The sequence below is a fragment of the Paenibacillus sp. BAC0078 genome (assembly GCF_054483875.1).
The window spans coordinates 276174-302645 of sequence record NZ_JBTLRW010000008.1; the positions used below are offsets into that span (position 1 = coordinate 276174).

General features: G+C 48.7%; 26 protein-coding genes. 18 read left to right on the plus strand and 8 right to left on the minus strand.

The window, feature by feature from the left end; all coding sequences use genetic code 11:
- Nucleotides 1–115: 115 nt before the first annotated feature.
- From ACX1DY_RS17290 to ACX1DY_RS17300, 3 genes are read right to left on the minus strand one after another with little or no spacing between them, the layout of a single operon-like run.
- The gene (locus tag ACX1DY_RS17290) at nt 116–712 is read right to left on the minus strand and encodes a ferric reductase-like transmembrane domain-containing protein (RefSeq protein ID WP_458965429.1); all 597 of its coding nucleotides are present in this window, start codon (nt 710–712) and stop codon (nt 116–118) included.
- Nucleotides 693–1637, minus strand: coding sequence for an FAD:protein FMN transferase (locus ACX1DY_RS17295; RefSeq protein ID WP_458965430.1), 945 nt, complete (start codon nt 1635–1637; stop codon nt 693–695). Before ACX1DY_RS17295 ends, ACX1DY_RS17290 begins: the two co-directional genes overlap by 20 nt.
- A 15-nt stretch (nt 1638–1652) precedes the next feature.
- On the minus strand, nt 1653–1949 hold the full coding sequence (locus ACX1DY_RS17300) for a hypothetical protein (protein WP_458965431.1): 297 nt from the start codon (nt 1947–1949) through the stop codon (nt 1653–1655).
- A 154-nt stretch (nt 1950–2103) separates the two neighbouring features.
- Here ACX1DY_RS17300 and ACX1DY_RS17305 point away from each other — a divergent pair, with 154 nt between their 5' ends.
- From ACX1DY_RS17305 to ACX1DY_RS17330, 6 genes are all read left to right on the plus strand, one after another.
- Complete coding sequence (locus ACX1DY_RS17305; protein WP_458965432.1) at nt 2104–2778, plus strand: response regulator transcription factor; 675 nt, start codon at nt 2104–2106, stop codon at nt 2776–2778.
- Nucleotides 2768–4177, plus strand: coding sequence for a sensor histidine kinase (locus tag ACX1DY_RS17310; protein WP_458965433.1), 1410 nt, complete (start codon nt 2768–2770; stop codon nt 4175–4177). The genes ACX1DY_RS17305 and ACX1DY_RS17310 overlap by 11 nt, the downstream gene beginning before the upstream one ends.
- A gap of 37 nt (nt 4178–4214) precedes the next feature.
- Nucleotides 4215–5507 (plus strand): VTT domain-containing protein, encoded by a 1293-nt coding sequence (locus ACX1DY_RS17315; RefSeq protein ID WP_458965434.1) that lies wholly within the window; start codon nt 4215–4217, stop codon nt 5505–5507.
- Between the two features lie 191 nt (nt 5508–5698).
- Nucleotides 5699–7348, plus strand: a complete 1650-nt coding sequence (locus tag ACX1DY_RS17320) for a spore germination protein (RefSeq protein WP_458965435.1) — start codon at nt 5699–5701, stop codon at nt 7346–7348.
- A 25-nt stretch (nt 7349–7373) separates the two neighbouring features.
- Nucleotides 7374–8477: a GerAB/ArcD/ProY family transporter gene (locus ACX1DY_RS17325; protein WP_458965436.1), complete on the plus strand. Its 1104-nt coding sequence runs from the start codon at nt 7374–7376 to the stop codon at nt 8475–8477.
- A complete protein-coding gene (locus ACX1DY_RS17330) occupies nt 8470–9687 on the plus strand; it encodes a Ger(x)C family spore germination protein (protein WP_458965437.1) in 1218 nt (405 codons plus the stop codon). The genes ACX1DY_RS17325 and ACX1DY_RS17330 overlap by 8 nt, the downstream gene beginning before the upstream one ends.
- Nucleotides 9688–9759: 72 nt before the next feature.
- Here the strand turns inward: ACX1DY_RS17330 and ACX1DY_RS17335 are convergent, their stop codons facing one another.
- A complete protein-coding gene (locus ACX1DY_RS17335) occupies nt 9760–10560 on the minus strand; it encodes a YheC/YheD family protein (protein WP_458965438.1) in 801 nt (266 codons plus the stop codon).
- A 196-nt stretch (nt 10561–10756) separates the two neighbouring features.
- Between ACX1DY_RS17335 and ACX1DY_RS17340 the strand changes: the two genes are divergently transcribed.
- From ACX1DY_RS17340 to ACX1DY_RS17350, 3 genes are read left to right on the plus strand one after another with little or no spacing between them, the layout of a single operon-like run.
- Complete coding sequence (locus ACX1DY_RS17340) at nt 10757–11761, plus strand: FecCD family ABC transporter permease (RefSeq protein ID WP_458965439.1); 1005 nt, start codon at nt 10757–10759, stop codon at nt 11759–11761.
- 1 nt (nt 11762) lies between these two features.
- Entirely contained in the window at nt 11763–12797 is a 1035-nt protein-coding gene (locus ACX1DY_RS17345; protein WP_458965440.1) for a FecCD family ABC transporter permease, read from the plus strand.
- Nucleotides 12798–12844: 47 nt separating this feature from the next.
- Entirely contained in the window at nt 12845–13804 is a 960-nt protein-coding gene (locus tag ACX1DY_RS17350; RefSeq protein WP_458965441.1) for an ABC transporter substrate-binding protein, read from the plus strand.
- A 61-nt stretch (nt 13805–13865) separates the two neighbouring features.
- On the opposite strand, the gene ACX1DY_RS17355 is transcribed toward ACX1DY_RS17350, so the two are convergent.
- Together ACX1DY_RS17355 and ACX1DY_RS17360 are read right to left on the minus strand one after the other, a co-directional pair.
- Nucleotides 13866–14834: a cysteine peptidase family C39 domain-containing protein gene (locus ACX1DY_RS17355; protein WP_458965442.1), complete on the minus strand. Its 969-nt coding sequence runs from the start codon at nt 14832–14834 to the stop codon at nt 13866–13868.
- Nucleotides 14812–15732 carry a helix-turn-helix domain-containing protein gene (locus tag ACX1DY_RS17360; RefSeq protein ID WP_458965443.1) on the minus strand — a complete coding sequence of 307 codons (921 nt, stop codon included), beginning with the start codon at nt 15730–15732 and terminating at the stop codon, nt 14812–14814. Before ACX1DY_RS17360 ends, ACX1DY_RS17355 begins: the two co-directional genes overlap by 23 nt.
- Before the next feature lie 165 nt (nt 15733–15897).
- Here ACX1DY_RS17360 and ACX1DY_RS17365 point away from each other — a divergent pair, with 165 nt between their 5' ends.
- From ACX1DY_RS17365 to ACX1DY_RS17385, 5 genes are read left to right on the plus strand one after another with little or no spacing between them, the layout of a single operon-like run.
- A complete protein-coding gene (locus ACX1DY_RS17365; protein WP_458965444.1) occupies nt 15898–16140 on the plus strand; it encodes an acyl carrier protein in 243 nt (80 codons plus the stop codon).
- A complete protein-coding gene (locus ACX1DY_RS17370) occupies nt 16137–17456 on the plus strand; it encodes an ATP-grasp domain-containing protein (RefSeq protein WP_458965445.1) in 1320 nt (439 codons plus the stop codon). Before ACX1DY_RS17365 ends, ACX1DY_RS17370 begins: the two co-directional genes overlap by 4 nt.
- Nucleotides 17457–17472: 16 nt before the next feature.
- Nucleotides 17473–18597 (plus strand): UDP-glucuronosyltransferase, encoded by a 1125-nt coding sequence (locus tag ACX1DY_RS17375; protein WP_458965446.1) that lies wholly within the window; start codon nt 17473–17475, stop codon nt 18595–18597.
- Nucleotides 18597–19790, plus strand: coding sequence for a radical SAM protein (locus tag ACX1DY_RS17380; RefSeq protein ID WP_458965447.1), 1194 nt, complete (start codon nt 18597–18599; stop codon nt 19788–19790). Before ACX1DY_RS17375 ends, ACX1DY_RS17380 begins: the two co-directional genes overlap by 1 nt.
- Entirely contained in the window at nt 19787–20800 is a 1014-nt protein-coding gene (locus ACX1DY_RS17385) for a Gfo/Idh/MocA family protein (protein WP_458965448.1), read from the plus strand. The genes ACX1DY_RS17380 and ACX1DY_RS17385 overlap by 4 nt, the downstream gene beginning before the upstream one ends.
- A gap of 67 nt (nt 20801–20867) precedes the next feature.
- On the opposite strand, the gene ACX1DY_RS17390 is transcribed toward ACX1DY_RS17385, so the two are convergent.
- The gene (locus ACX1DY_RS17390; protein ID WP_458965449.1) at nt 20868–21656 is read right to left on the minus strand and encodes a hypothetical protein; all 789 of its coding nucleotides are present in this window, start codon (nt 21654–21656) and stop codon (nt 20868–20870) included.
- A 187-nt stretch (nt 21657–21843) separates the two neighbouring features.
- Here ACX1DY_RS17390 and ACX1DY_RS17395 point away from each other — a divergent pair, with 187 nt between their 5' ends.
- From ACX1DY_RS17395 to ACX1DY_RS17410, 4 genes are all read left to right on the plus strand, one after another.
- A complete protein-coding gene (locus ACX1DY_RS17395; protein WP_458965450.1) occupies nt 21844–22614 on the plus strand; it encodes a flavodoxin family protein in 771 nt (256 codons plus the stop codon).
- Nucleotides 22615–22644: 30 nt separating this feature from the next.
- A complete protein-coding gene (locus ACX1DY_RS17400) occupies nt 22645–23055 on the plus strand; it encodes an FMN-binding protein (RefSeq protein WP_458965451.1) in 411 nt (136 codons plus the stop codon).
- A gap of 300 nt (nt 23056–23355) precedes the next feature.
- Entirely contained in the window at nt 23356–23901 is a 546-nt protein-coding gene (locus ACX1DY_RS17405; RefSeq protein WP_458965452.1) for a helix-turn-helix transcriptional regulator, read from the plus strand.
- Nucleotides 23879–24376 carry a hypothetical protein gene (locus ACX1DY_RS17410; protein WP_458965453.1) on the plus strand — a complete coding sequence of 166 codons (498 nt, stop codon included), beginning with the start codon at nt 23879–23881 and terminating at the stop codon, nt 24374–24376. Before ACX1DY_RS17405 ends, ACX1DY_RS17410 begins: the two co-directional genes overlap by 23 nt.
- Nucleotides 24377–24685: 309 nt before the next feature.
- Here the strand turns inward: ACX1DY_RS17410 and ACX1DY_RS17415 are convergent, their stop codons facing one another.
- Nucleotides 24686–26341, minus strand: a complete 1656-nt coding sequence (locus ACX1DY_RS17415; protein WP_458965454.1) for a cellulase family glycosylhydrolase — start codon at nt 26339–26341, stop codon at nt 24686–24688.
- Nucleotides 26342–26472: the final 131 nt, after the last annotated feature.

Genomic DNA, 26472 nt, shown 5'->3' on the forward strand with positions numbered 1-26472 from the left:
CGACAGAGACGTGCACTGAAAGCCATGATCCGAAGTGGAGCACCGCTTACAGTACACGTCTCTTTTTCATGCTTGTTTCTCTTTTGGGGGACTCAGCAGTGAGCAGCTCCATCGTTCACTTATGCTGAACAATAGAAACGGATACCTGCCGCTTCTTCTCTTTGACTCCCCGTCCTGAACTTATTCTTCTAATCACCATGCAGGCAACTGCGAGTGCAGTCAGCATGTACAGGACCTGTATCCAGGCCGTGCTGCTGTCAGTGCCAAGCATGATCCCATGAAGCAGGGCCATAACATACGTTGGCAGGGCAAGAAAGTGGATCGCACGCCACAGCTTTTTACTTATTTTACGCATCAGATCAGAGCTGGCCATGATCGCAAGCAGCATATAAAAAGAGAGGCTGCCGAGTCCGGTCCAGAGGGGTTCATTTTTCGCGGCAAAAGGAATAACAATGTCGAAGAACGAGTATCCCACATATTTGTCAAAGGTGAGCACCAGTCCGTGAACGATGCCGAACAGCAGCCCAAACCAGCCGCTCCATTGATGAATCAGCAGAAGCTGGGCCCGCCGGGTTCCTTTTGCCCATGCCTCGCCCTGCAGCAGTCCTGCAATTATAGCGACAAATAACAGCAGATATGAAGTGAATCCCGCTGCTCTTACTGTAGTCCAGACCGATAAGCTATCTGAGAGATTACTTAACCAAGCTTGCATGTGCACCGCCTCCTTGCCGTTCTAAAATGCAGCATTCTGCCTGGCCTGTCTTCATGACCACGCCGTCCGCCCGGACGGCAACAGCACTGCAGTCGGGATGGTTGCGCTCAAGCCAGGGCAGTCCTTGCTCCGATCCCAGAATTAGAATGCATTTCGCATAAACCTCTGCCTGCGTAAGCGTTGGACAGATCGCCGTCACCTGCACCAGATCCGAGGCACTGGGTCTTAGGGTGTGTGGATCCAGGATATGATGCCGCTCACTGCCATCCGCTGCGGTCCATCTGCGCTTCATTCGGCTGCTGGTGGCGATGCCCGCCCCTGAATTCAAACGGATGGCTGCAATATTACGGTCAGGCATGAAGGGATCGGCAATATCAATCAGCCGCGCGGTTTCCCCCCATAGCATAATATCGCCACCGGCATCCAGGGCCCCCTGGTGTATTCCTTCCCGGATAAGCTTTCCCGCAAATTGCTCCGCGCTCCACCCTTTGGCAATGCCGCCAAGGTCAACAGCATAGCCTGGAGAGAGGGTAACGGAGCTACGAGCAGTATCCAAGCTGAGGACTGTTGAGGAATCAGGCAGAGGGTGTGATGCAGACTGCGCGTGTGACTCCGCGCCTCCCGTTCCTATCAGCTCGAAGCTGTCTTGATACCCGGCTGCAGCCAGAACATTGCCCAGATAAGGGTTGAACAAGCCTCCCGTTTCTATATAAAACTTATCCGCCTTGAGCAGCACCTCGAACAAAAGAGGAGAGACAACCACCGGAGCGCCAGCCATACGGTTCAGCTTCGTCAGCCCGCTGTCCTGCTTGAACCGGCTTAGCTCATCTTCTACAGCTCGGAACCATTGTTCAGCTTGTTCATGAGCAGCGTCCGGCAGACCATAAGTATAGCAATCTGTATTCATCGTCCGAAAATGCTTCATTATCCTCGTCCTCCCTTAAGATGCGCGGGTGCGGATTCTTCCATCACTCTGGCTGTCCCCTGAATCCGAATTGCCTGAGAAGGCGGATTGATTCCGGTCAAACCCTGAACCGAAATCTCCCCGGCGCTCCCTTGGCTGTTGCATTGTTGAGGTACTATCATTGTCTTGATTCTGTTCGTAATTGGACGAAGCCGTAAGGGAACTATTATCACTATGTGCTGAACCGGAATTGTCGATATATCCAACGAATCCTGTAAATAGCAAGGCTCCAGTGACTCCGGTCAGCCATTTAATCCATGTTTGCTTTTTCACTGTGATCTACCTCATTTCGTTTTGTTGTTATTTGGAGATTACTTCAGCTTGGTGAAAATATGGTGAAAGCGGGAACCCGCTGCTTTTCATGTAAATTTCATCATCCGATGCTATCCTTAAATCATTACTTCACTTAGCTAAAGGGGATAGAACCATGAGAATACTGCTGGCTGAAGATGATTCGCGTCTTGGTGAACTGATTGCCCACATGCTGAAGAAAAAAGCCGAATGCGACGTGGATTGGGTGATTACCGGTGAAGATGCCTATCTTTATGCTTCCGGATCTGTCTATGACCTGCTGATTCTGGATTGGATGATGCCGGCAGGGGATGGGGTAAGCATATGCCGGAGGCTGAGAAGCGAAGGATATATGGGGGCCGTGCTGATGCTGACCGCCAAGGATAGTCTTTCGGATAAAATCACTGGCCTTGACGCCGGAGCCGACGATTATTTAATCAAGCCCTTTGAAATAGACGAGCTGCTCGCCCGTATTCGGGCCTTGCAACGCCGGAATTTTGCGCCGATTCTGGAACAGGAAATCCGGGTTGGCGACATCTTCCTCAACCGTACCGCCCAATGGGTTAAATCCGGCAACGGCGAGGTACAGCTCACTCCCCGCGAATTCCAGCTCCTTGATCTTTTGGTGCAAAATATCGGGATTGTGCTATCACGGGAGGTTATTCTGGACCGGATCTGGGGTCTCGAAACGGATGTCGGGCCTAAGACAATTGATGCCACAATCAAGCTGCTGCGCAAAAAGCTGGCCGGGATAACCGGGGAAGGCTGGATTCAGAGCATACGGGGGGTCGGCTACAAAATTGACAAATAAGCTGCGCAAGAAATGGAAATCCGTATTTGGCAAAACCAGAGGTACTGACCTGCTCAGACGCACCCAGCGGAAGCTCACCATCCAGTACAGCGCCGTTCTGATCACATTTCTGATCTTGTTCGTTTCCACGGTCTATGGACTGCTGCATTATTTGCTGATTAACGAGCAGAAGCAGCAGCTCGAAACCTGGCTTGTGCAGAAGGCGGGTTCGATGCGGGGAGATGGAGAGTATGGGGGAGACAAGAACCGGCTTCCAGGTCCTCCAAAAGAAGGGGCAAGTGATGATACTTCGGCCAGGGCAGGAGGAATCAGCGGGATCTTTGTAGATCGTGACGGAGAGCTGCTGACTCCAGATTTGCCTTTCTCCCTGTCGGTCAACCAGATCAGCGCATTCCTGAAGGGATTAGAGCCAGCAGGTGAAGAGACCGTATACCGGACAGTGCGGTACAGTGAATCGGATAACAGCAATACAGGACAGAAGGATCTCTCCGGCCAACTCCTCATCGCCGGCAAAACGTTGTTTCACGATGGGCAGGCCATAGGAATCCTGTATGCTGTCAAAGATGCGTCAGCACTGTTCCGTTTGCTTCAGTGGCTGCTTGTAATCCTGATCGTCATCGCGCTGCTTTTTTTCGGGCTGGCAATCTTCCTGAGCTACAAGATGTCATCGAAAGCAATGGTTCCGGTCAGGCGCTCGTTCACCAGACAACAGGAATTTGTTGGCGACGCTTCTCATGAGCTGAGAACTCCTTTAAGCGTGCTGTTGTCGTCAATCGACACGCTGGAAATGGAGGGGGTAACGGATAATCATCCGTTTGCCCGCAAGGTGCTGGACAATATGAAGGATGAGGCCAGAAGAATGATCCGTTTGTCAGATGGCCTGCTTACACTTGCGCGCTCGGATTCCGATGCGGCTACACTACAGATGGCTCCTTTTAATCTGGTGGAGACTGCTAGTAGGCTTGTCCGTTCACTTCAGCCGATAGCGGCCGCCAAGCAAATCCCGCTTCACGTTCATGCCGCTGAGACGCTGATGATGAACGGCGATGAAGCAAGAGTGTCGCAACTGCTTGTGATCCTGCTCGACAACGCGATCAAATACACGCCGGAAGGCGGCAATGTGAACCTCACGATATCCCGGAGCGAAGGACGGTCCCGCAAGCTGATCATTGAGGTGAAGGACAGCGGGATTGGCATTGCCCCTGAGGATCTGCCCCGCATATTTGAGCGCTTCTACCGTGTAGACAAATCGAGGGCACGGGAGCTTGGAGGTTACGGCATCGGCCTTTCCATTGCCAAATGGATTGCAGAGGCGCATGAAGGAAGAATTACCGCGGCTAGCGTGGTTGGCGAAGGCAGCATTTTCACAGTTGAAATTCCAAGTGCAATAGAATTCTGAATATGTACACACTATAAAGAAGAGGAGGGGGTTAAAAATGGACATAAACACATGGCTTGAGCATTATGGATACGGATTGATTTTTATCGCCGTATTTCTTGAAATGCTCGCCTTGCCTCTTCCGGGTGAAATGCTGCTCAGCTATACGGGCCTGTTTGTTTTTGAAGGAAAGCTGAATTTCATGTTCAGCATTATAGCAGCTAGTGCCGGCGTAACCTCCGGCATTACACTTTCTTACTGGATTGGCTACCTGCTGGGTCAGCCATTCCTGCATAAGCATGGGCACCGCGTTCATTTGGGGGAAGAGCAACTATTGAGAATGAACGTGTGGTTCGAGAAATACGGCAACAAGCTGTTATTTGTTGCTTATTTCATTCCCGGGGTCAGACATATTACCGGATACTTCAGTGGAGCAACCCGCATGCCCTTCCGAAAGTACGCGATATATGCCTATTCCGGTGCGATTTTCTGGGTCAGCCTGTTTATCTCTCTTGGCAAAGTCCTGGGACCCAAATGGGAAGTCTATCATCAAAGTGTAAACCGTTATATGCTCCTCTTCGCGGTTGCGTCTGCTGTGCTTACCCTGATGATTTATCTTCTGAAGAAGTACAGACAGCGTCTGCTGGCAGTCTTTACCCATTTGCTTGCCAAAGGAATAGAACACTTTCATTCGCTGGACAAAGTCAGATTTCTGATACTAACTTCATTTGCAGCCTTTGTATTGTTTGTTTCCTTGATGCTGGGACTGATTCAGGATTTCCTCGCGAAAGAGTTCACTCAATTTGATGAGGTTACAAGCTACATCGTCCATTCTTTTTTTGGACCTGAGTGGCAGGGCTTCATGAACCGGCTCACCGAACTCGGCTCGATTTATTTCTACGGTCCTGTAATCGCCATAGCCGTTCTTGGGATCGCCATTTACGCCCGTGAAAAGCTGCTGGAGCTTCTGTTCCTGTTCTGGGTGGTCATTGGAGGCGAGGGGCTTGACGAAGGCCTGCGTCTATTGTTTCATCGTTCGGGACCGGTTGCTGCCGGGTTCCAATGGTTTAATACCTTTCCAAGTGAGGAGACATTAACTTCAATCACGGTCTGCGGTTTTTGCGCTTTTTTGATTCTTCGTCATAATAGCAACAGACTCATTCGGATTTCGGTTACTTTAGCGGTGATATTGGTATGTCTGTTAATTGGAGTAAGCCGGATCTATTTGAATGTACAATTCCCAAGTGATGTAGCTGCGGGCTATGTGTTCGGCGGAGTCTGGATCAGCCTGAATGTACTGCTTCTGGAGATTTTCCGAATACTTCAAGCGGATACAGGCAGCCCTGTCTGACATAACACTTCATCTCAAACAAAAGACTCCTGCCAGTGAACAACTCTCTGGCAGGAGTCTTTGTTATGGGCATATTCCCGCGAGTTTATGGATGGAATTACCTTAGGTGAGTTTTATTAACTGTGACTAAAGAAAACTGTTATTTGGCACACTTTAGGTTATAGCCTACCACCTGCGAAAGGATGATCAGGATGTGGTCAACTATTGTTTCTTATATTCCTGATTGGAAAACATTTATGCAGGCCGCAATAACGCTAGTGTGTCCGATAGCAATTTATTTTATCTACAACTCGCTGTACTCCGTTATCGGGAGCGGAAGGGCCGCTAAAGCAGGGAAAGCCCCGGCTCACCCTTCAACTTCGAATAAGACTGCACCAGCTAGTAAACAGCTTAGCGGGGACTATAATGCTGACCTAATGTCCATTAGACAAGCCATTGGCGAGAACAGTGATGTGCATTTTCGTGAATTTACGGTGAAGGCGCATAACCTTCGGGCAGTGCTTATCTTTGTAGAAGGCATGCAGAATGAAGCAATGATTAACAAGCAAGTGCTGCAGGTGTTGATGCTAGACAACCAAGCTGACAATGAAGTCATGACCCTATCCCTGTTAAAAGAAAACATGCTTCCACTGACTGAGCTTAGTGAAATCAATGAAATGGACAGCCTGCAGGAGATGGTTCTGTATGGCTATACAGCATTAATCGTAGAAGGAATGTCTACAGCGCTGCTGGTGGGAACGCGGGACGGGAGCAAACGCGCGATTACAGAACCAACCTCGGAAGCCTTGCTTCGCGGGCCGCGGATCGCATTTTCAGAGGTGCTGAGCGAGAATACATCCATGCTTCGCCGCCAAGGCCTGAGTACAAACTTGGAAATGAAGCTTTACGAGGTTGGAAGCCGCATGAAGAGAAAGCTGGTTATTGCCTATATTAAGGATATCGTTAACCAGGAGCTGCTTCAGGAGGTTAAGGATAGAATTTCCAAAATAGATATGGACTTTCTCGCTGAATCCGGGTACGTAGAGCAACTGATTGAAGACAATTATTTGAGCCCCTTTCAGCAGACTCAGAATACAGAGCGGCCTGACCGGGTGATTAACTCGTTACTTGAAGGAAGAGTAGCCATCCTACTGGACGGCACCCCGTTTGCCCTCATCGTCCCTGTGACCTTTAGCATGCTGCTGCAATCTCCAGAGGATTATTATGAGCGGTGGCTTCCGGGAACTATGCTGCGGTTGCTGCGGTTTTTTGCAGCCTTTCTGGCATTGATGGCTCCGTCTTTGTATATTTCGTTTATCTCGTTCCATCCCGGCCTAATCCCCACGCAATTGGCGATTACCATCATTGGGACCCGGCAAGGCGTACCGTTTCCATCTCTTATTGAAGTTATGATTCTTGAGGTATCCATTGAGATCCTGCGTGAAGCGGGGATTCGGCTGCCTAAACCGATTGGACCGGCAATGGGCATCGTAGGGGGCTTGATTATTGGGGATGCTGCTGTTAATGCCGGGATTGTCAGCCCATTTCTGGTGATTGTCGTTGCGGTTACTGCGATCTCTTCCTTCTCCATACCGATGTACAGTGCCGGCATAACACTCCGCATTTTGCGTTTTGTGGGTATGTTATTTGCCTCCGTACTAGGGATGTTCGGTACGATATTGTTTTTTCTGATGATCATCGTTCACCTCTCCAAATTAAAGAGCTTTGGAGTGCCTTATGTTACCCCCTTCACACCAATGCGTTTTAGTGACTGGAAGGACCTCTACATTCGTGCTCCGATCCCGGTTATGAAACGAAGACCGGAGATGATGAAGCCGCAAAAGAAAAAACGCAGATCCTAGGAAGTTAGAGGAAGGGGGAGAAGAAGTGTTTGTACGCTCTGATGATAAAATCACATCGAGACAGGCAGCGTTATTCTTGACGAATACGGTACTGGGTGCGGGAATCCTGACTTTGCCGAGGAGTGTGACAGAGGCTGTTAAGACCCCTGATTCATGGATGTCTGTACTGCTGGGCGGAGCCATTGTAATGCTGGTGATTTGGGTAATGGTGAAATTAAGTCAACAATTCCCCGGCAAGACCATTTATCAATACTCCAAGCGCATCGTCGGAACATACCTTGGAGGATTTTTGTGCACGCTGTTAATCATTTACTTCATGACCATAGCCGGCTTTGAGATACGCGTATTAGTTGAAATTACGTTGTTTTTTCTGCTGGAGGGCACACCCGACTGGGCCATCGTCATTCCGTTCATCTGGGTGGGGGCGTATCTGGTGTTTGGAGGAATCAATTCCATTGCCAGAGCCTATGGAATAATTTTCCCTATCAGTTTCCTCGTCTTGTTCTTATGTTACATCTTTAGCATCAGAGTATTTGACATTAACCATCTGCGTCCTGTGCTGAGCGAAGGTTTTATGCCGGTAATTAAAGGATTAAAGTCTACTATCCTTGTTTATACGGGCTGTGAAGTGGTGATGACGATTACAGCCTTCATGCAGCATCCTCAGCAAGCGGTTAAGGCTATGTTAATTGGAATTGGCGTACCTATGGGCCTATACTTGCTGACAGTAATTCTGGTTGTAGGAGGATTGACCATAGACTCTGTGGTTACGAGCACGTGGCCTACCATTGATCTAGTCCGCAGCTTTGAGATTTCAGGATACTTTTTTGAACGCTTCGAGTTCCCGTTGCTGGTGATCTGGATGATGCAGATGTTTTGCAACTTTTGCAGTTTCTTCTTCAATGCGTCCCTGGGGATTTCCCAGGTCTTCAAGCTCAAGCTTGTCCCTGTGATCTTTGGAATGATGCCGCTGATATTTATCTCAACCATGATTCCCAAACGTATTAATGATGTATTTGCCCTTGGGGATGCTATCGGAATAATGGGGGTGATTTTGTTTTTTTTGGTGCCTGTATTGTTGTCGGTAGTGCTGATCATTCGAAAGAAGGGATTGAAGCAGGATGTGTAAACGTCAGCCACTTCTTGTATTGCTCGTTGCTACGCTCCTAATCACACAATCCGGCTGCTGGAGCAGTAAGGAAATTGAAGATCTAAGTCTCTACACCGGGCTTGCTCTTGACAAAGGGGAGCTTACTTCCACAGAGCAGGCCTTAGAGAATGAGGGAGGAAGCTATTATAAGAACAACAAGATTACGGCTACAATTCAAATTGTTCCCAAAAAAATGTCTGGAAGCGGCGGCGGCGGCAGCGGCAGTTCATCCAAGTCATCCGATACCGAAAAAACGCCTAGTTATATCAATGTCTCGGAAACGGGCGACTCTTTGCTAGAGATTTTCCGCCAATACTCGATTCGTCTGGACCGCCCGATCATTGGTCACCACCTGAAAGTAATCGTAATTTCTTCGCAACTGCTGCAGCAGCAGAGGATACAGCAATTGATGGATTTTGTGCTGCGTGACAACGATATCCGTCCAAGCTTGTTTGTCTTCTTGAATGAGGGGCGGGCAGCAGATGCTTTTGTTATGAAAGATAAGGATGAAATTCCTTCCTTCCATATCAGTGAAATGATCCGCAACCGTTTTCGTACCAGCAAAATTATGAAGGACGTGAAACTGTCCACTCTGGATGCGCTGATGCATTCCAAACGAAGCTTTGTGCTGCAAAATATTGTCGAAGCGAACGGAGAGCTAGAGTTTTCTGGAGGCGGAATAATCAAAGGGGACACCGGCAAGTGGATCGGGTCATTGGAGCAGGACGACCTGAAGAGTATTGCCTGGATCAATGGAGAGGTCAAAGGCGGGACGATCAAGACGTACAATGAGCATCATGAACCGATAACCTATGAAATCAAGTCCGCAAAAAGTAAAATAACATCTAAAATTATGGAAGACAACAAGGTCTCATTTCACGTAAGTATCGAATCGGAAGGACGCTTAATTGAAAATTGGGACCCGGAACAGCGTTCAACAGAGGTACCCGCGCTTAAAGAGAGGGAGCAGTTCTTCAAAAAACGGTTGACCGGCATGCTTGAACAACTAATGCAAAAGATGCAGTCGACCTACAAAGTGGAGGTTGCCGGATTTGGGGACCGGTTAAGCATTGGACATCCCAAGGTATGGAAAAATCTGAAGGATCATTGGGATGATGTCTTTAGCCAAACCCCTGTTACCTTTGATATTAAGCTCTCGATTACGGATTATGGGGCATTTAATAAATGACCATGCAGGTCATACAGGAAACCGCCAAACAGCAGTTTCCTGTTTTTTGTATATATGCGCTGCTAAGCCGTTCTATTTCTTGGCATCCTTCTTGCGGGCCTTGATCAATCCGTTAACGCGCTTGAGCTTGATTACTCTGCGGAACATCGCTTTTTCTTTCAGTTGATTGAAGATGTATGCATCCGGATAGGTGTTAACCTCAATAATCCACGGTTTCATTTCCTTATCTATTCCAATATCAAGGCCCAGCTCCTTAAAGCCCGGGTGTTTTTTCTGAAAAGCATCCGCAACCTCATAGCCCAGGCTCACCAGCTTACGGATATACTCTTTTTTCTTATCACCCTTGAGATAAGGGCTGAGCAGCGTTTCCAAGGGGAGAGGTTTTCCGCTGTTATGAAAGTTGGTTACGACCTTTTTCGGGTGCGCAAGCCGCCCGATATAACCGCTGACCTCCCATTTCTTAACCTCATTCTTCTGGATCATAATACGGATATCAAAGATCCGTTCCTGATACTTCAGCAAATGTATCCCTTGTTGAATCAGGTACGGGCGGTTTAGTTTTCTTTTACCCAGCGCGGCGTAGAGGCCTGAAAATGTTGAAAAGCTGCGCGGGGTGGTGCCGGAATGGTAAGCATATTTGTTCTCACTGTGTTTAATGACCTTGATAACGCCATTGCCGCAGGAGCCGTTAACCGGCTTGACATAGACCATCTTGTGTTTATTTAACATCGTATTAAGGCTTTCCTGTGAATACATGACTGTTGTCGGAATCAACTGACTCAAACGCGGATGCTTCAGCAGAATCTTTGTTTTTAACCATTTGCTAACCAGTGTGCTTTGTATTTTCGGTTTTATCTTTTCCTTTGTAGTCATCGGACAGATCCTCTCATTCGGATTTCTGAAGGGAACAGATATAACAGAATATGAATAACCGTTGCAAACAACCACGGGCATACGCACAGACGATTGGCGGAATATTTCATTAGACAACAAGCTGCTGAATACATATAATTGATACTGATTATCATTATCTACAATGAACAGAGGGAGGCTGTCCAAGCGAAAACATATGAAACTAACTCGGAGAATCAGCACATGCCTATGGTTTATCGCTGCCGCAGCGGGATTATTCCTGACTATTTTCCTGTCCATTTCATACGGGGCCAAGGAATTGACACTGCGGACGGTCTGGGCGGCAGTCTTTCAATATGATCCCTCATTAACCTCTCATCAAATTGTGCATGAGCTTAGACTTCCCCGTGTGCTTGGAGCGGCGGTGACAGGAATGGCTTTTGCGGTGGCGGGTGCGATCATGCAGGGGGTTACACGCAATCCGCTGGCGGACAGCGGAATACTTGGGGTAAATGCAGGCTCTGCTTTTGCAGTTGCTGTGTGTTTCGCCATTGTGCCGGGAATGGCCTACTCGGAGCTGATCCTGTTTTCTTTTATCGGGGCGGCGTTGACCACAATGTTTATTGTCCTGCTGGGCTCTGCAGCGAAGGGGGGCTTAACCTCAATCCGGCTGACGATTGCTGGAGCGGTGGTAGCGGCTATTCTTCACTCGCTCAGCACTGGAGTAGCCATCTATTTTGAGCTGAGCCAGGATCTGGCCTTCTGGTATGCCGGGGGTGTTGCTGGAGTAACCTGGGAGCATCTGCGGCTGCTTACACCAATAGTCCTGATCACAATTGTATGGGCCATCATGCTGGGGAAACCGATCACCCTGATGGGAATGGGCGATGAGACAGCCGTCAATCTGGGAATACATACGAATCGCATTCGCATTCTTGGGCTTCTTGCTGCTGTAATCCTTGCCGGTTCTTCGGTGGCGGTGGCAGGGTCCATTGGTTTTGTAGGTCTGGTAGTGCCGCATGTCGCCCGCCGGCTGCTGGGCGTGGATTACCGGGTGTTGATCCCTTTTTCTGCACTGCTTGGAGCCATTCTGCTTGTCTGGGCCGACTTCGCCTCACGTATGGTGAATCCTCCTCAGGAATTTGCAATAGGCGCTATGGTCGCTATGGTAGGCGTTCCTTTTTTCCTCTACTTGGCGCGCCGGGAGGGAAGGGAGCTATAGAATGAAACAGAATATCAATGTGCACGAAAGAAAAAGAGGGCAGAAGGCACTCTTTGTCAGCCTTATACTGCTGCTGCTTGCAATGGCCGTCATAACGGTCAGCCTGAATACCGGGACGATTTCCTTATCGCCAGGAACAGTATGGAAGACGCTGCTCGGCTATGGATCAGCCGAAGATTCAATGATTTTGTTCGAATATCGTATGCCGCGGATCATCGTAACGATGCTGGCGGGGATCGGGCTTGGAATATCCGGGGCCGTATTTCAGGGAACTACCCGGAATACCCTTGCAGACCCCGGCATACTCGGAATCAATACCGGAGCAGCACTCGGGCTGATTATTTTTGTCTCCTTTTTCCGTACAATGGAAGGTCCGATGGCGCTCTTGATTCCGTTGTTCACCTTTATCGGGGGGACCTTAGCCGCGCTGATGATCTTCATCTTCGCTTATGACCGCCACAGAGGGATTGTGCCGATTCGATTAATCCTGGTCGGCATTGCGGTTGCTGCCGGTATTAGTGCGGTTACGCTGCTGCTCTCCCTGAAGCTGGACGAGGATACCTACGCATTCACAGCACGCTGGCTGGCCGGAAGTGTCTGGGGTAGGGATTGGATTCATGTGCTGGCTCTGCTGCCATGGATTATTGTGCTGGTGCCGCTGATCTACAGCCGTTCCAAAGCGCTGGATCTCTTCGTATTGGGCGACGAGATTGCCTATAGCGTGGGCAGCCATGTCACCCGTGAACGGCTGCGGCTGCTGGGTATGGCCGTAGCTCTCTCCTGTGCCAGTGTATCCGTTGCGGGCGGAATAGGTTTTATCGGCCTGATCGCCCCGCATATTTCAAGAAGGCTCACGGGTCCGCAGCACCGCTATTCCCTGCCGGTGGCCGCACTGATCGGCCTGGTCATTTTGGTCACAGCCGATACCATCGGCAGATCTATTTTTCGGCCAAATGCCATTCCCGCGGGCGTAGTTGTTGCGGCAATCGGCGGCCCGTACTTTTTATATCTGCTGTTCACAAGTAGAGACGGCTAGGCCGTCCAAAAAAAGACTGATCTTACAACCTGGAGGAATCTGCTCATATGAAAAAACTAACCTTAACACTTGTCTCCATACTGCTGCTTGCCGTGTTGTCCGCCTGCGGGCAATCCAAGGAATCGGCGGCAAATTCTACAGCAACACAACCTGCCGCGTCTGCGTCTGCTTCTGCCGAGCCTGCAGCGGATTCGATAACCCATGATCCCAATGCAAGAATCGCTTCAATGTCGATTCATATTACCAATAACCTGCTTGCCCTGGGCATTACACCTGTTGGCTCAGTTGTCGGCGGTGATGTGAAAGACTTTTTGCCGCATGTGGCGGATCGGCTGCAGGGAGTGACCAAGCTTGGGGTGGTTACGGACCCGGATATGGAAGCAGTACTCGGGCTTAAGCCGGATGTCATCTATATTGATGAAGAATATTCGGGAGAGGATCTGGCCAAATTCCAAAAAATCGCCCCAACGATCTCCATTGACATGAATAGCGGAACCTGGAAAGATCATCTGAAACGAATTGCCGCAAATGTAGGGCGCGAGAAGGAAGCAGATGCTTTTATTCAGGATTATGAAGCTAAGGCTGAACAAACGAGCAGCCTGATCACAGCAAAGCTCGGTGCAGATGCCAAAGTGATGGCCATTCGCATGACGGCGAAGGAGCTGCGTGTGATGGGAACCAAGAAACCGCTGGGGCCGATTATGTTCAAGGATTTGAAGCTCAAGATGGCCGACGGAGTAGAGAAGATTCCGGCTGACGAGCCGTACCAGGTCATTTCCAAGGAGGTGCTGCCTGACTTTAATGCCGATGCCATCTTCGTAATTATCAGCAAGGGCAAGGAAGCGAAGGGGAACTTCGAAGAGCTGGAGAAGAATCCGGTATGGCAAAATCTGAAGGCTGTCAAAAACAATCACGTCTATCTCCTGGATGGACAAAAATGGCTCGACTACTCCTCGATAGGCCAAAGCATGGCGCTTGATGATGCCGAGCAGTTGTTCAGCAAATAAGCAAGTTTACAAAAGATACTCCACCAGGCATGATGTCTGCCGGAGTATCTTTTTGTTTATTTTACACAACCAAACTTTCAAGCTCTTGCAGCATCTGCTCTTCTATGTTAATCATTTCATGCATTTTTTTATGGATTTTACTTCGCTGATCCAGCTTATTGCCTGAGCACATGACCTTTATTATGAATTGATTGATCGCATGCCATTGCTCTCCGACATATTGATAGCTAGCCGCGATCCGTTTGAGAACTGCCGAATTGGAATCTCCAGCAATGTAATTCAAGAAGAGGCTGTATCTCACCCGGCTGATAGGGATGCTATTCGCTGCCATCAAGAAGTAAGAGCTGTACTCTGCGGGGGATTCTGCCGAAATTCCCGTTTCCAGATAGGAGTCGGCGTAGACTCTGAGATGATCCGCCACTTCGGCAGGCGGCAGATCATTTGCCGGATTGAGAAGGGTATGCTGAAGAACGCTGTGCCAATTGGCAGGAGAGCGCGTCTCCTCACACTCTGTAAATATCGCGTAGAAATGACAGGCTTGTTCGAACTCGTCAAAATCAACGATTTCATGAGGTCTTCCATAATACGCATCCAATAATTCAATCCTGCGGTGCAAGCGGTCAAGCCCAATGGCAAGACAGGCATGGCTGGTATGCAGCCTGCGGTAGGCGACACACCATGGGCAATCGTACGAATCAAACCCAACCAACACTGGCATACCTGAAGCTAATTGGCTTTCCAGCATATCGAGCATGAAGTGGCTATCCATGAATGAATCATCCCGTGCGATATAGCTGAACTGGATTCCATGATACTCAGCGAGATATTCCCGGCTGATATGTGGAATATGTACCCGCTCAATCAGTTGTTGATCTGGAGACTGCTGATCTTCATACGATAATTGCCAGGCGTTGCCGTACATGCACTTGTTGCCTTTGCTGAGCCCTTCGGCTACAGACTGGATACTGTCATCTATGCAACTGCGAATCGTGGGGTAGGGGGTGCTTTTAACGGGCAGTATGTTCAACATAGCTCATCATCTCCTTAACTGATGAAAAATGGCTATGCAGCCAATTGCGGTAACTGGCTGGAGTCATTCCACTGTATTCGCGGAACAAACGGTAGAAATATTTCATATCCCCGATCCCGACCTCCAAGGCAATCTTCTGAATACCAAGGTCCGAGAAGAGAAGCAGAATGCAGGTGTACTTCATACGGATTTCCTGAAGCATCTGGATAAAGGATTTACCGGTCTTTAGCTTGAATAATCTCTGAAATTGCCGGGAGCTCATAGAAATATAGCGGCTGATCTCCTTCAGCGAAATTTTTTGCCGAAAATTAGTAATCATGAACAGGATCACATCGTGGAGCGGATCATTGTTTTTCCGCGAACTATCTTTGAACGGAATACAGGCAGACGGACCGATCAGGCCGAGAAGCTCAAACAGCAATGAATACATTCTTAGCTTGTTCATGGGGAAATCATCGTTACTTAATTCTTGCATACGGCTGAACAAATCTGCCAATTCCGTGTTTTGCTCCCTGTATCCGGACCAGCACTTCTGCTCCCGTAAATGAGTTATTCCGGCAAGGTCATTTTGGGAGAAGTGTTCAGACAATTCCGCAGGGACCTCGAACACTTCGGATCTCAGCATACAGTTCAGAATACGAAGCGGCTCGGAGCCGGTTAGATCCTGCGGATGGAATACATGGGACACTCCGGGTGGAATCACAAATAAATCGCCTTTTGCAACTTGTATTTTATTCTCGGCAACAAGGTGTATTCCCTCCCCCTGATAGACATAGGCAATTTCCATAAAATCATGCTGATGACGTACTGATGTGAGTGTTTCCTCAGTCAGGAGCAATTGAACCGGTGAATGGGTATCAAATAGATATTCTCCAGTAACTACCGGATAAATTTCCATAGACAAACCTCCGTTTCCTACTTCCTTATAAGAAAAATTGCGATAAGTACTTGAAACCACCCTAGTATAACTGAATATTTTGGCGCATTCAACCATATATTTACATGTTATATTTTGATATATTCATAACATTATTTCCTAACACTTGCAGAAAGGGGTACACATATGCAGCAAAAAATAATTAAAATCATCGCCGAAATCAAGGAGGAGCCTCGGCTGCTGCACACGCTGAACGGAGCTTCCGATCTGACAATGGATGCCGCACTGGATTCGCTGCAAATTATTAATTTTATTCTGAGAATCGAAGATGAGTTTGATATTGAGGTTGATTTCGACACCTTTGATCTGGAGCATTTGAAATCGGTTGACCGGTTTACTGAGTATGTTGCCGGACTTGCCGTACGATGAAGACCACAGTGCATTGCGGCAGCTTTGAATCGGAGCGGTTTTGGCGGGAGGAGGATCTGGCCGTATTGCCTGCAATACCCGATGCCAGCGCTATATCCATTGTACAGGCTATGGATGAGATGCTGTTTGTTTTCTGTGGCAGTGACGATGTTCTGCTGACACGCCACGGCATGGAGAAGGCACAGTTCGATTATCTGCGTTCTCTCGGACACTCATTCAACACTAATTTGTATCCGCTGATAGGAGGTAGTGATACTTCCGGAACGCTGGACAAGCTGAATGTGTTTGAACTGCTTGACAGGCTGGAGCCGGAAGGGACTGTAGGGTCGCTAATCCCCGAAGGAGCGGTGCTTGAACCCTTTGCCGTACTTCCCGGGACACAGCATGCCGCCCGGCGCTACCAAATGTCATCCAATCTTCCTGATGAACAGACGGTTCGCAAGGTGAATACCAAAACCTACTCGATTGCGATGCGCGATAGATTAGCTCTGCCCAACGTAGGCGTTGCAGTTTCCAGCATAACAGAGATGCTGAAGACTGGGCAGCAGCTACTTACGCAGGGGCCGTTCCTGATCAAGGATGAGTACGGCGTATCCGGTAAAGGAAACCAGCTTGTGGATAATGAACGAACCTTGCGGAGAATCACCGGTTACCTTGATTCCAGCAGGAACAAGGATAAAAGAATACGCTTTGTGCTGGAGCCTTTACTTGATCGCGAATCGGATTTCTCCTGTCAATTCTATATTGATCCGGCAGGTGTGATCTCCATTCTGTCTGTGCAGCAGCTAGTGAACAATGGCTTTGCTTTTGGTGAATCCCATTCTCCGGCTCCGGGGCTGCTCGAGAAGCTGGAGCGGGAGAGCTACTGGGAACTCATGCACAAGATCGGAAAGGAACTGTATGCGGATGGCTATCATGGCGATGTCTGCGTGGATTCGATGCTGCTTCTTGATGGAACACTCGCACCTTTGGTAGAAATCAACGCCAGAAAGTCGATGAGCCTGATCAAACATCAAGTAGACCGTCTTATTAATCAAGAAGAGTTGCATTCCTGTCTTATACAAGTCCCGCTAATCCCCCAGAGCGGCGCTCTTTACGGGGATCTTCTGCAGCGATTGGAGCAGGAAGGCATTCTGTTCACCCTTGGGAGCGGGGAAGGTGTCATACCTTTATCGTCGGGAACCCTTCGTCCTGCGGGTTCCGGCAAGGGTAAGCTGTATGCTGCACTTGTCTATCCTGGCAGCGAACATAAAAATAGACTTTCGCTTAAGCTGAACGAAGTGCTGCAAGGATCAGGATATACCACTTTGCGATAATGAAAGGAAGCAGCAGATGAAGGATACAGTGACAATTCTATGCTCTGGTTTTGGGCTTGGCTTCTATGTCCCCGGATTGCTGATTGAACGTAAACTCAAGACACTCGGTCTCCAGGCTGAGGCTGAGGTCTTTGAAACGCTTATGACTGACGGTAAAAAGAAACAGACGGATGACAGCCGCAAAGCTTATAGGGAGAGCTTTGATGTGGCGCTGACTTCACAAAAAATACCGGGAGACATTAGAAACAGCCTTGATATGACCGCTGTCGAAACCTTATTTGCGCGCTGGCGTTCAGAGGGAAGACGGCATTTCATTGTGCTGTCCGGGCACTGGGTTCATGTTATGGATATGTACCGGAAAGCTGCCAATAGGCCAATATCTGTTGATCTGCTATATATCGACGCTGATCTTTCACCCTCCTGGAAAAATTTGCGCAAGCTGAACCCAGGCTATGCCGATGGCTACCATGAAGTTAGCCTGTATGACCGCGAGAAGCGGGAGGTGCTGTGCAGCATTTCTACGGGCCCCCTGGAACCGCTGTCTGCTCATGCAAGAAACGGCCGGTTGGTCGTTCATGGCGGGGGCTGGGGAATCGGAACGTTCCGCCAAAAGTTCAATGAACTGGAGTCGGCGGGGTACCAGCTCGATATTGCCGCTTACAGCGCCGAGGAGATCGGTGATGATATCGCCGGGAGACAGTACTATATGAACGATCCCGAGTGGCGGACTTGGCTCCGTGACGAGGACGGGAAATACACCCTTCCTCCTTTTTCCAGAGTGAGCAAAAGTGAAACCAACAGCTTTCCGCTTTGTCATCACTATCACGAGGGAATGTTCGGAGTTATCCGGCAGGCTGCGGCCGTCATCAGCAAGCCCGGGGGAGGCGCTTTGATTGATTCACTGGCTTCGGGAACCCCGTTAGTGCTGCTGGAGCCGTTTGGCCCTCATGAGAAGATTAACAGCGACCTCTGGGAAGCTCTCGGCTACGGCATCCGTTTTGAGCGGTGGCAGCAAACCGGCTTCGACAGTGAAGAGCTGCGGCGGTTGTCGGACAACATTATGACTGCCAGGGAACGTTATCCTGATTATGCTGCGAGTTATGTGGAACGTCTCTATACAGCAGAAGGGAGAAGAAGCTAATGCAACCCACCAGCAAAGTAACCCTGGATACCCAATCGTTCGAGGCGCTTAAACGCACGATCAAGAATGTCGTCGTACCTCATAGACAGCGGAAGCAAGATCCCGGATTCAAGACGGTCATGCCTGAAATTATGTCATTGAAGCTGACCAATCGCTGTAATCTCCGCTGCAAGCATTGCTATCAATGGAACGAGTCCGGCTATCATCATGATATGGACAAGGCGGAGCAGAATCTGGATATGGATGTGGAAATGATCCGTGAACTTCTGGAGGAAACGGATGAGGTGCAGTCCCGCTTGTATTTATGGGGAGGGGAGCCGTTGTTTCACCGGGAGGCCAAACAAATTCTGGAGCTCTTGCAGAAGCATCCCCGGGATACAACCATTTGCACCAACGCCTACATGATTGATAAATACGAAGAGGAGCTGTGTGCGATCTCGGACAATCTGGAGCTGCTGATCCCGATCGAGGGTTTTGAGCAGGAGCATGATTGGCTGCGCGGCAAGGGCTCCTTTCAGAAAGTGCTTCAGAATGTGGACAGACTGCTGGCCTTGCGGGAGCAGGGGAAGTTCAAGGGCAGAATTTCGGTGCATAATGTGATCAACGACAATATGATCGGCAGGCTGTATGAGCTGGTAGAATTTTTTGAACAAAAGGGAGTCGATCTGGTGCTGCTCTGCTTCCCCTGGTATATCTCCCCGGAGACGAGCCTGGCTATGGACCAGTACTACAATGATCACTTTCAGTGGCTTGCCGAGCTGGATCCGAACCACCGCAGCAGTTGGCATGCTTTCAAGTATCATATCAAGCCTGACAATGTCGTCAGGCTGACCGAAGACCTGAAACAAATCAATGCCCATACCTGGCATAATACCCGTATCCGTTACCAGCCTGGACTGGATTTTGATGAAATTGAGGATTTCGTGGCCGGCAAGCCTATGGCCTCACGGAGCTCGTCGAAATGCCTGGCGCTCAGCACCAGAGTGGATATTGCCCCAAATGGACAAGTGAGCGCCTGCAAGTTTTTTTCAGAGCTGTCTATCGGCAATGTGAACGAGCAGTCCTTAACGGAAATATGGAACTCACACCGCTACGACCGGCTGCGGCGGATTCTGGATGAAGGCTTGTCCCCGGCCTGCTCCAAATGCAATGTGCTGTATCTGAACACTTATTCGGCTCTGACACACATATGAATACCGGAAGCGATAAACGTATCTACCGGCTGGGCCTTCTCGGTTCCTCGAATATTGCCGTGCCCGCCTTGCTCGAACCGGCCCGGTATGTTGATTCAATAACCGTATCCGCAATTGCCAACCGGACACAAGTGAAAGCTGTGAAGATGGCCGAGGCCTACCAGATCCCCTGCATTGCAGGCAGTTTCGACGAGCTCCTGGCGATGAAAGAGCTGGATGCCATATATATTGCCCTTAGCAATGAGCTGCACACGGAGTGGGCCTTAAAGGCGCTCGAGGCCGGTAAGCATGTTCTGGTCGAGAAGCCGATTGCCTTAACTTCTGAAGAGGCGGAGCGCTTGAAAGCTGCTGCGGAGCGCACACCAGACCTTAGACTCGTTGAAGGGCTGATGGTGGCGCATCATCCCTGGCAGCAAGTGTTGAAGTCTATTGTAGACTCCGGGGAATACGGTCAGTTGCGCAAAATCAGGACACGCATCTCCGTGCCCGCTAGTGACAGGCACTCCGGGAATTACCGCAGCAGCAAGCACAAAGGCGGGGGAACTTTTGCTGATCTGGGCTGCTACTGGCTGCAGTTCCTGCAAGTGCTTGTTGGTCTTCAGAACACGGAGGTCTCCGCTCAGTCCGAGTTTGCCGGACCGGATGGCTGTGATTGGACCTTCCAGGCAGCGCTCCGTTATAGTAGCGGTTTGGAGGCAGAGTGTCTTACTTCTTTTGAGCTGCCTTATCGCGCTTCGCATACGCTGTATTTTGATCGGACGGCGCTGACGGTTCCGGATTTTTTCCGGGCGATCAAAGGGTTCTACAAAATCAAAATCCGCCATGACCTGCCTGAGAACCGCAGCACTCTCCATGAGTTTGCGCCAATGAATTATTATGTGAACCAGCTTGAAGCCTTTGCTGGAATGTTGGATGGACGCCGGGCGGGGGAACTTGAGCCTTCTCTGGAACGGGTAAAGCTCCAATCCAGAATTATGTCTGCGGCTGAACAAGGCTGGGTCCATCGGTGAACAAGCAGCAGCCTGCATCCAGTACCAGAACCAATGGTACTTCATGCAGGCTGTTTTTCTGTGCAAATTAACGATCCTGTAAAGGAGGAGGCTGCTCCATCCAGTTCCGCTCATTGTTCTTTACATAAATCCCTAATGCCTGATCAAAGGAAAGGCCCGGGTTATAGAATACGAGTATCATTGTGGCGAACCGCACACTTTTGTCAGCGCTTGGGTTCTGCAGCAGCTCACTGGCCAGCTTCCTGAAATTTTTCGGCTTGTGCTCCACAGTCTCCACCGTATCAAGCAAAGCCTTGTGACTCGGGAACAGTACCCGGTTATACGCCAAAATAATCCGGCCGCTGAACAAGACCAGATTGCTCACCGCATGAACGAGCAGGTAGGGGTCATTCTTCTTCGCAGCTTCCCTGGCGAAATAAAATGCATGCAAATAAATCTGGGCCGTGAAATCCTGCAAATTCCGTTCACGGTTCTCCTCGGGGTAGACTGGGATTCGGGCCACCAGTTCATCCACACCGGGGATTCTGGAGAACAGCACCTCTGACCCGGTAAAAGCATACCGTGTTGGTTCATTGCCCTGTGTCGCGGCAAGCTCCAAAAAACGGAGGTTGATGACCTTCACATCTGCGTAGCCGCCTTCATAGGTGCTGACCTCACGATCCACAAAGGACAGGGTATTGCTGTTGTAATATTCTTCATACGCTTCATCGGCTACCAACAGGTGGACATCCACATCGGAGGTGGCCCCTGCTTGTCCCTGAGCGACCGAACCGCTGGTGATGACAGCCAGGCAAGCAGGGTTCTTTTCCAGCTTCTGCACCAGCCTCTCCAGGGTTTGTTTGTGATGCTCTAACATCAGTTTCATCCTTTCTTAACTATCTTTCATAGCTTAAGGGTATCGTTTGAATCGCTCATCGGCTATGGTCTATTCAGACAAGAACAGATTGAAGACACCTTAGGACTGTGCTACAATATGAATGAATATTTTATTATTCATTCATATTGAATAGGATTAATAAAAGCGCTCTGAAGGGAGGACTTAAATGAAAAAAGTTACAGTATTTCTCGGCACTCCGCGAAAGCAGGCAACGTATAGGGCGGTATGTGAATTTGAGAGTTATCTGAGAAAACATGCGGAAATTGAATTTGAGTATATCTTTTTAAAAGATTACCGGCTGGACTATTGTCTCGGCTGTAAGGTTTGTTTTGACAAGGGTGAGGAATATTGCCCCTTAAAGGATGATCGTGATTTGCTGCTGGAGAAGATGCAGGCTTCCGACGGCGTTATTTTTGCGACTCCGGTGTATGCCTTTCAGGTATCTGCACCCATGAAGAATTTGCTGGACCGTCTCGCGTTTGTATTCCATAGGCCGCAGTTTTTTGGCAAGACCTTTACGTCAATCGTCTCTCAAGGAATACTCGGCGGGGAGAAAATTGTGAAATACCTTGACAGCATGGGAGAATACTACGGCTTTCAAGTCGCCAAGGGCCTAGTCTTGAAGACACTGGAGCCAACAACCGAAGCTGTGCAACTAAGAAACTCCCGCGAACTGGGGAAAGCTGCAGCCAGATTTCACAAGGAGCTCATGCGTACTTCCATTCCTGTTCCTTCATTGCTCAGACTGATGTTGTTTCGTATGGCCCGGACAAACATCAAAAGTATGCTGAATCCCAAGTACCGCGATTACAGGCATTACGAGGAGAAGGGCTGGTTCGAGTCCGGCTATTATTACTCTGTATCTCTAGGGCCCTTCAAAAGAATATTCGGCCGCCTGTTTGACTTCTTGGGGACACGAATGTTTAACCGTCCTTAGCGGACAGATAGAAGAAAGGAGCACTCATGCATGAAAAAACTATTATTAAAGGCATTTCTGGGGATCGTTGTTCTGCTGATTATAGGTGGCGCTGTTTCCTGGACTGTGCTGTCCAAAGAGCACCGTGAAGCGAAGAACCTTTCTCTTGATTCGAGTTACTTTCAGCATCTCCAAGACGGCACTTATGTCGGGAAATACGAAGGTGGGATGTACAAATGGAGAGCGAATGCGGTTCGGGTAACAGTCTCCTCCGGTAAAGTTACAGCCATTGAGCTGCTGCAGAACAAAGAGAATCAACCGCTGGAATTCACGAATACACTATACGGCAGGGTAATGGCTTCACAGTCATTGCAGGTGGACACGATGAGCGGCGCAACCCTCACTTCCAAGGCCTATCTCAAGTCGGTGGAGAGCGCACTGGCCAAAGCCCAGAAACCATAAATGAAGCGGTTTAAGTTGAGTTTATAAATGAGAACGGCAAGATCGTGATTCAGCGAACGAGAAGAGATAGAGATATTGAAAATTGCAGTTTACTTTGAGAAATCTAAAGGGATAACATCCTTTTGGATTTTTTTGCTGTACAAACACTATTGACAAATCGATCGTCAACCCATATATTTAATGTATCGAAACGATATATATCGAATGAATATATATAACTTAGCTATATGTAAATAGAGATAAGTTCACTTTGATTTCAGAAGGATAATTCACTATACCAGGAAAGAAGGGATAGATTTTATGTTGATTTATGTAATACTTGGGTTCCTCTGCGAAAAGGATATGACGGGATATGAAATCAAGCAGAAGATGACGTTAAGTACTTCCAACTTTATTGATGCCAGCTTCGGAAGCATATATCCTATGCTGAAAAAAATGGAAAAGGGAGAGCTAATCAAGTATGAGGAAGTGGTAGAGGAAGGCAGATTCAAAAAAACATATGGTATCACGGAAAAAGGGAAGAGTGAATTTATAGAATGGTTAAAAACACCATGTACTTTTTCTCCTTTTAATTATGAGTTTTTGAGTAAGCTTTTCTTCTATAAATATCTTGACGATCTTGAGGTTGTTCGATTGATTGCCAGCTTTCAAACCACTGTCGCCAGTGAACATAACAAGCTTGCTTTGATAGAAGATAATCACGTTCATGAGATGGGCGTATATGAGCACGCGACGTTGATGTTTGGCAAAGAATATTATGAAATGATTATGAATTGGCACGATCGACTCACAAGAAAAATTACAGGAAAGAAGGATAATGAATATGAGAATGACAAAGAAATTTAAATTGCAGATTGCAGCTAACAATGTGGATTTGTACAAATGGGTAACTGAGATGACTCCATCTGAATATGAATCATTTTCAAAAGGTCACAAGGCAATGGGCAGTCATTTTGAAGATGGTGAATTCTATATGGTTAATGTGGAAAATATGGGGAATGAGATGATAGTTCAGCACTATCAATTAAAAGAGCACACCAAGGATCATTTGCGTTTCTACTCTGACAGGACAAAAGCATATATATGGCGATGGATACCAGCCATTGTTGGAGTTCCATGGGAAATGAAGGTCACGCCAATTGATAACTACTCTTGCGAATTAAGTTGTACGATTGGAGCGGACTTTCCATCTCGGCTACTGGCTTTTGCAGCATGGATAAATGGTTTTGGCGGATTCTTTATGAGAAAACATTTAGCCGATGAGGGCGGGGAATTTGCTAAAGATATAGAAAAGAAATTTAATAACGGCAGGTATGTATAATTCATGAACGTACTGATCAGAAATCTAGGCCAGTCCCATTTCAAAGCACTGGGTAAAGCGGAGATCCAGTGCTGGAGTTGACTTTTAATCAGGGCGGATAGTTTTTTGCCGACTTCATCACATAGCAAATAAACAGTCCGCCCGTCACGTGATTCTTGAACCGAGCCAGAAGTTCCACGGCTTAGCTCCGGTCTCGTTTCAGGGGTTTAATGGATCTTCGACAATCTCACTTTACGAAATGAACCCCCGGCATGAGACCGACTCCATTTTGACTCTGTGAAAGTTGAGTAAATAAATCCATACCGGCTTCTAAGGCTCTATCCCATAAATCAGCTTTCCCTTATGGTAGACCGTGATCCGATCGTTCGCTGTGTAGCTGGTAAGGGATGGCTTAAAGGAATAATCATCGGCCTGATTGTAGTTCGCCCAATTATTTTTGTGAATGCGGAACTGGATGTCACCAGTTGTGCCGGAAGCGGCGAGAGAGCCTGCGTTTGAAGTGAAGCTGATTTCCGCATAGGTGTCAGCACCGGTGGCCGGCTGGGCCATAGATACAACAGACGTCAGCAATTTTTCTTTTCCAATCGCCGCATAATCAAATTCCACAGTCTGTGCTGTACTTCCCTCACTGGTATACCAATAGCGGACAGTTAGTTCACTCAAGGGGATGGGGGCACCCGACTCGTTCTTCAACTGCAGGCTGGCCCTGATCGAGTTGACAGCAGTTCCCGTCTCGCCAACGCGATAAAGAGGAGTCACTTTGGGATTCCCGGGGTCCGGCCCACCACCAGGCTCGCCAATGGGCGTAAAAGTTACCGGTTTCATAATAGTGTCCAGCATCGCCTGCTTCGGTTCATTCCAGGAGGTCCAGTCATCCAGCAGCAGACCGCCCGTATCTCCGCTGTTCGGGTTAAGGCTCCAATAGGTCCAATATAGATTGTTCTGACCAATATATTTCACCAACGCATTTTGCCATTTTCCTTCCACCGAAAGGTTATCCACACTGCGTCCGCCAAATTCACCTACAAGAATCGGCGCAATTTGTTCTTTGCTGATATAACCCCACATACTATCCCAGAGCTCAGGCATATTGTTCGGGAAATTGGCAGCGCTGAACCAGGGCTGTGAAGCGACGCCGGGACCGTAATCATGCGGGGAATAGACCACGCGATTCGGTACCGAAAGTTCAACCGGATAGTTCCGTACCCCCGTCAGATTGCCTCCCCACCAATAACCGCTGGAGTTTCCTTGCACATTTTTTTCGATGCCTTCCACAATGATCAGCCAGTTCGGGTTCACGGCCAGAATCGCATTACCCGCCCGCTGGCTGGCAAGCCGCCAATCTGTGTTCAGATCACCGGTGCCCCAGCTTGCTGAGCCGTGCGGCTCATTATGGAGATCTGCTCCGATGACGACCGGATTATTCACATAACGTCCGGCGAGCATCACCCAATCGCTGATCCACCGGGATTCAGGGTAGGCTGCGGTGTACCACAACGTCGATTGTCCGCCCGAATCCGGCCGGTGCCGGTCGAGGAATATCCGAATCCCGCGGGCTCCGGCTTTTTCAATCAGTTTATCCATGATTTGAATTGGCTTCAGGCCAACCAGGTCCGGGTTCTTGGCATAATCAATACTGTTGGCCTGCGAGCCTGCATCAAACATTTGGTTACAGTAGGGCAAGCGGATCAGGTTGTAGCCTTCTGCTTTGATTTGGTCCAGCACATCATCCATTGAACGTGACCATAAGCCGTGCGGGGAGTAATTAGAGGTTTCGAAACCAAACCAATTGAGGCCGTTAAAAACTGCCGGGTTGCCTGCAGCATCCACAATCCGGTTGCCAGAGGTGTGATAATAGCCTTCCGTGCCGGCAGCCTTAGCCGGTTGACCGGGATAGGCGTAAGCACCCGCAAGTAGCACCAAAGCAAGTAAAACCAACCCAAGCTTCCTGAAACCAAAGATCATTCATTTTCCTCCTCTTTCTGATTTGAGAACATGAGGTCAGACTTTATAGTCTACGAACGAAAAGTAAACGTATTCATGGCAGCCAAGCTGTAATTATGGCGAAACTGAAAAATAAATTTACCCGGGTAATA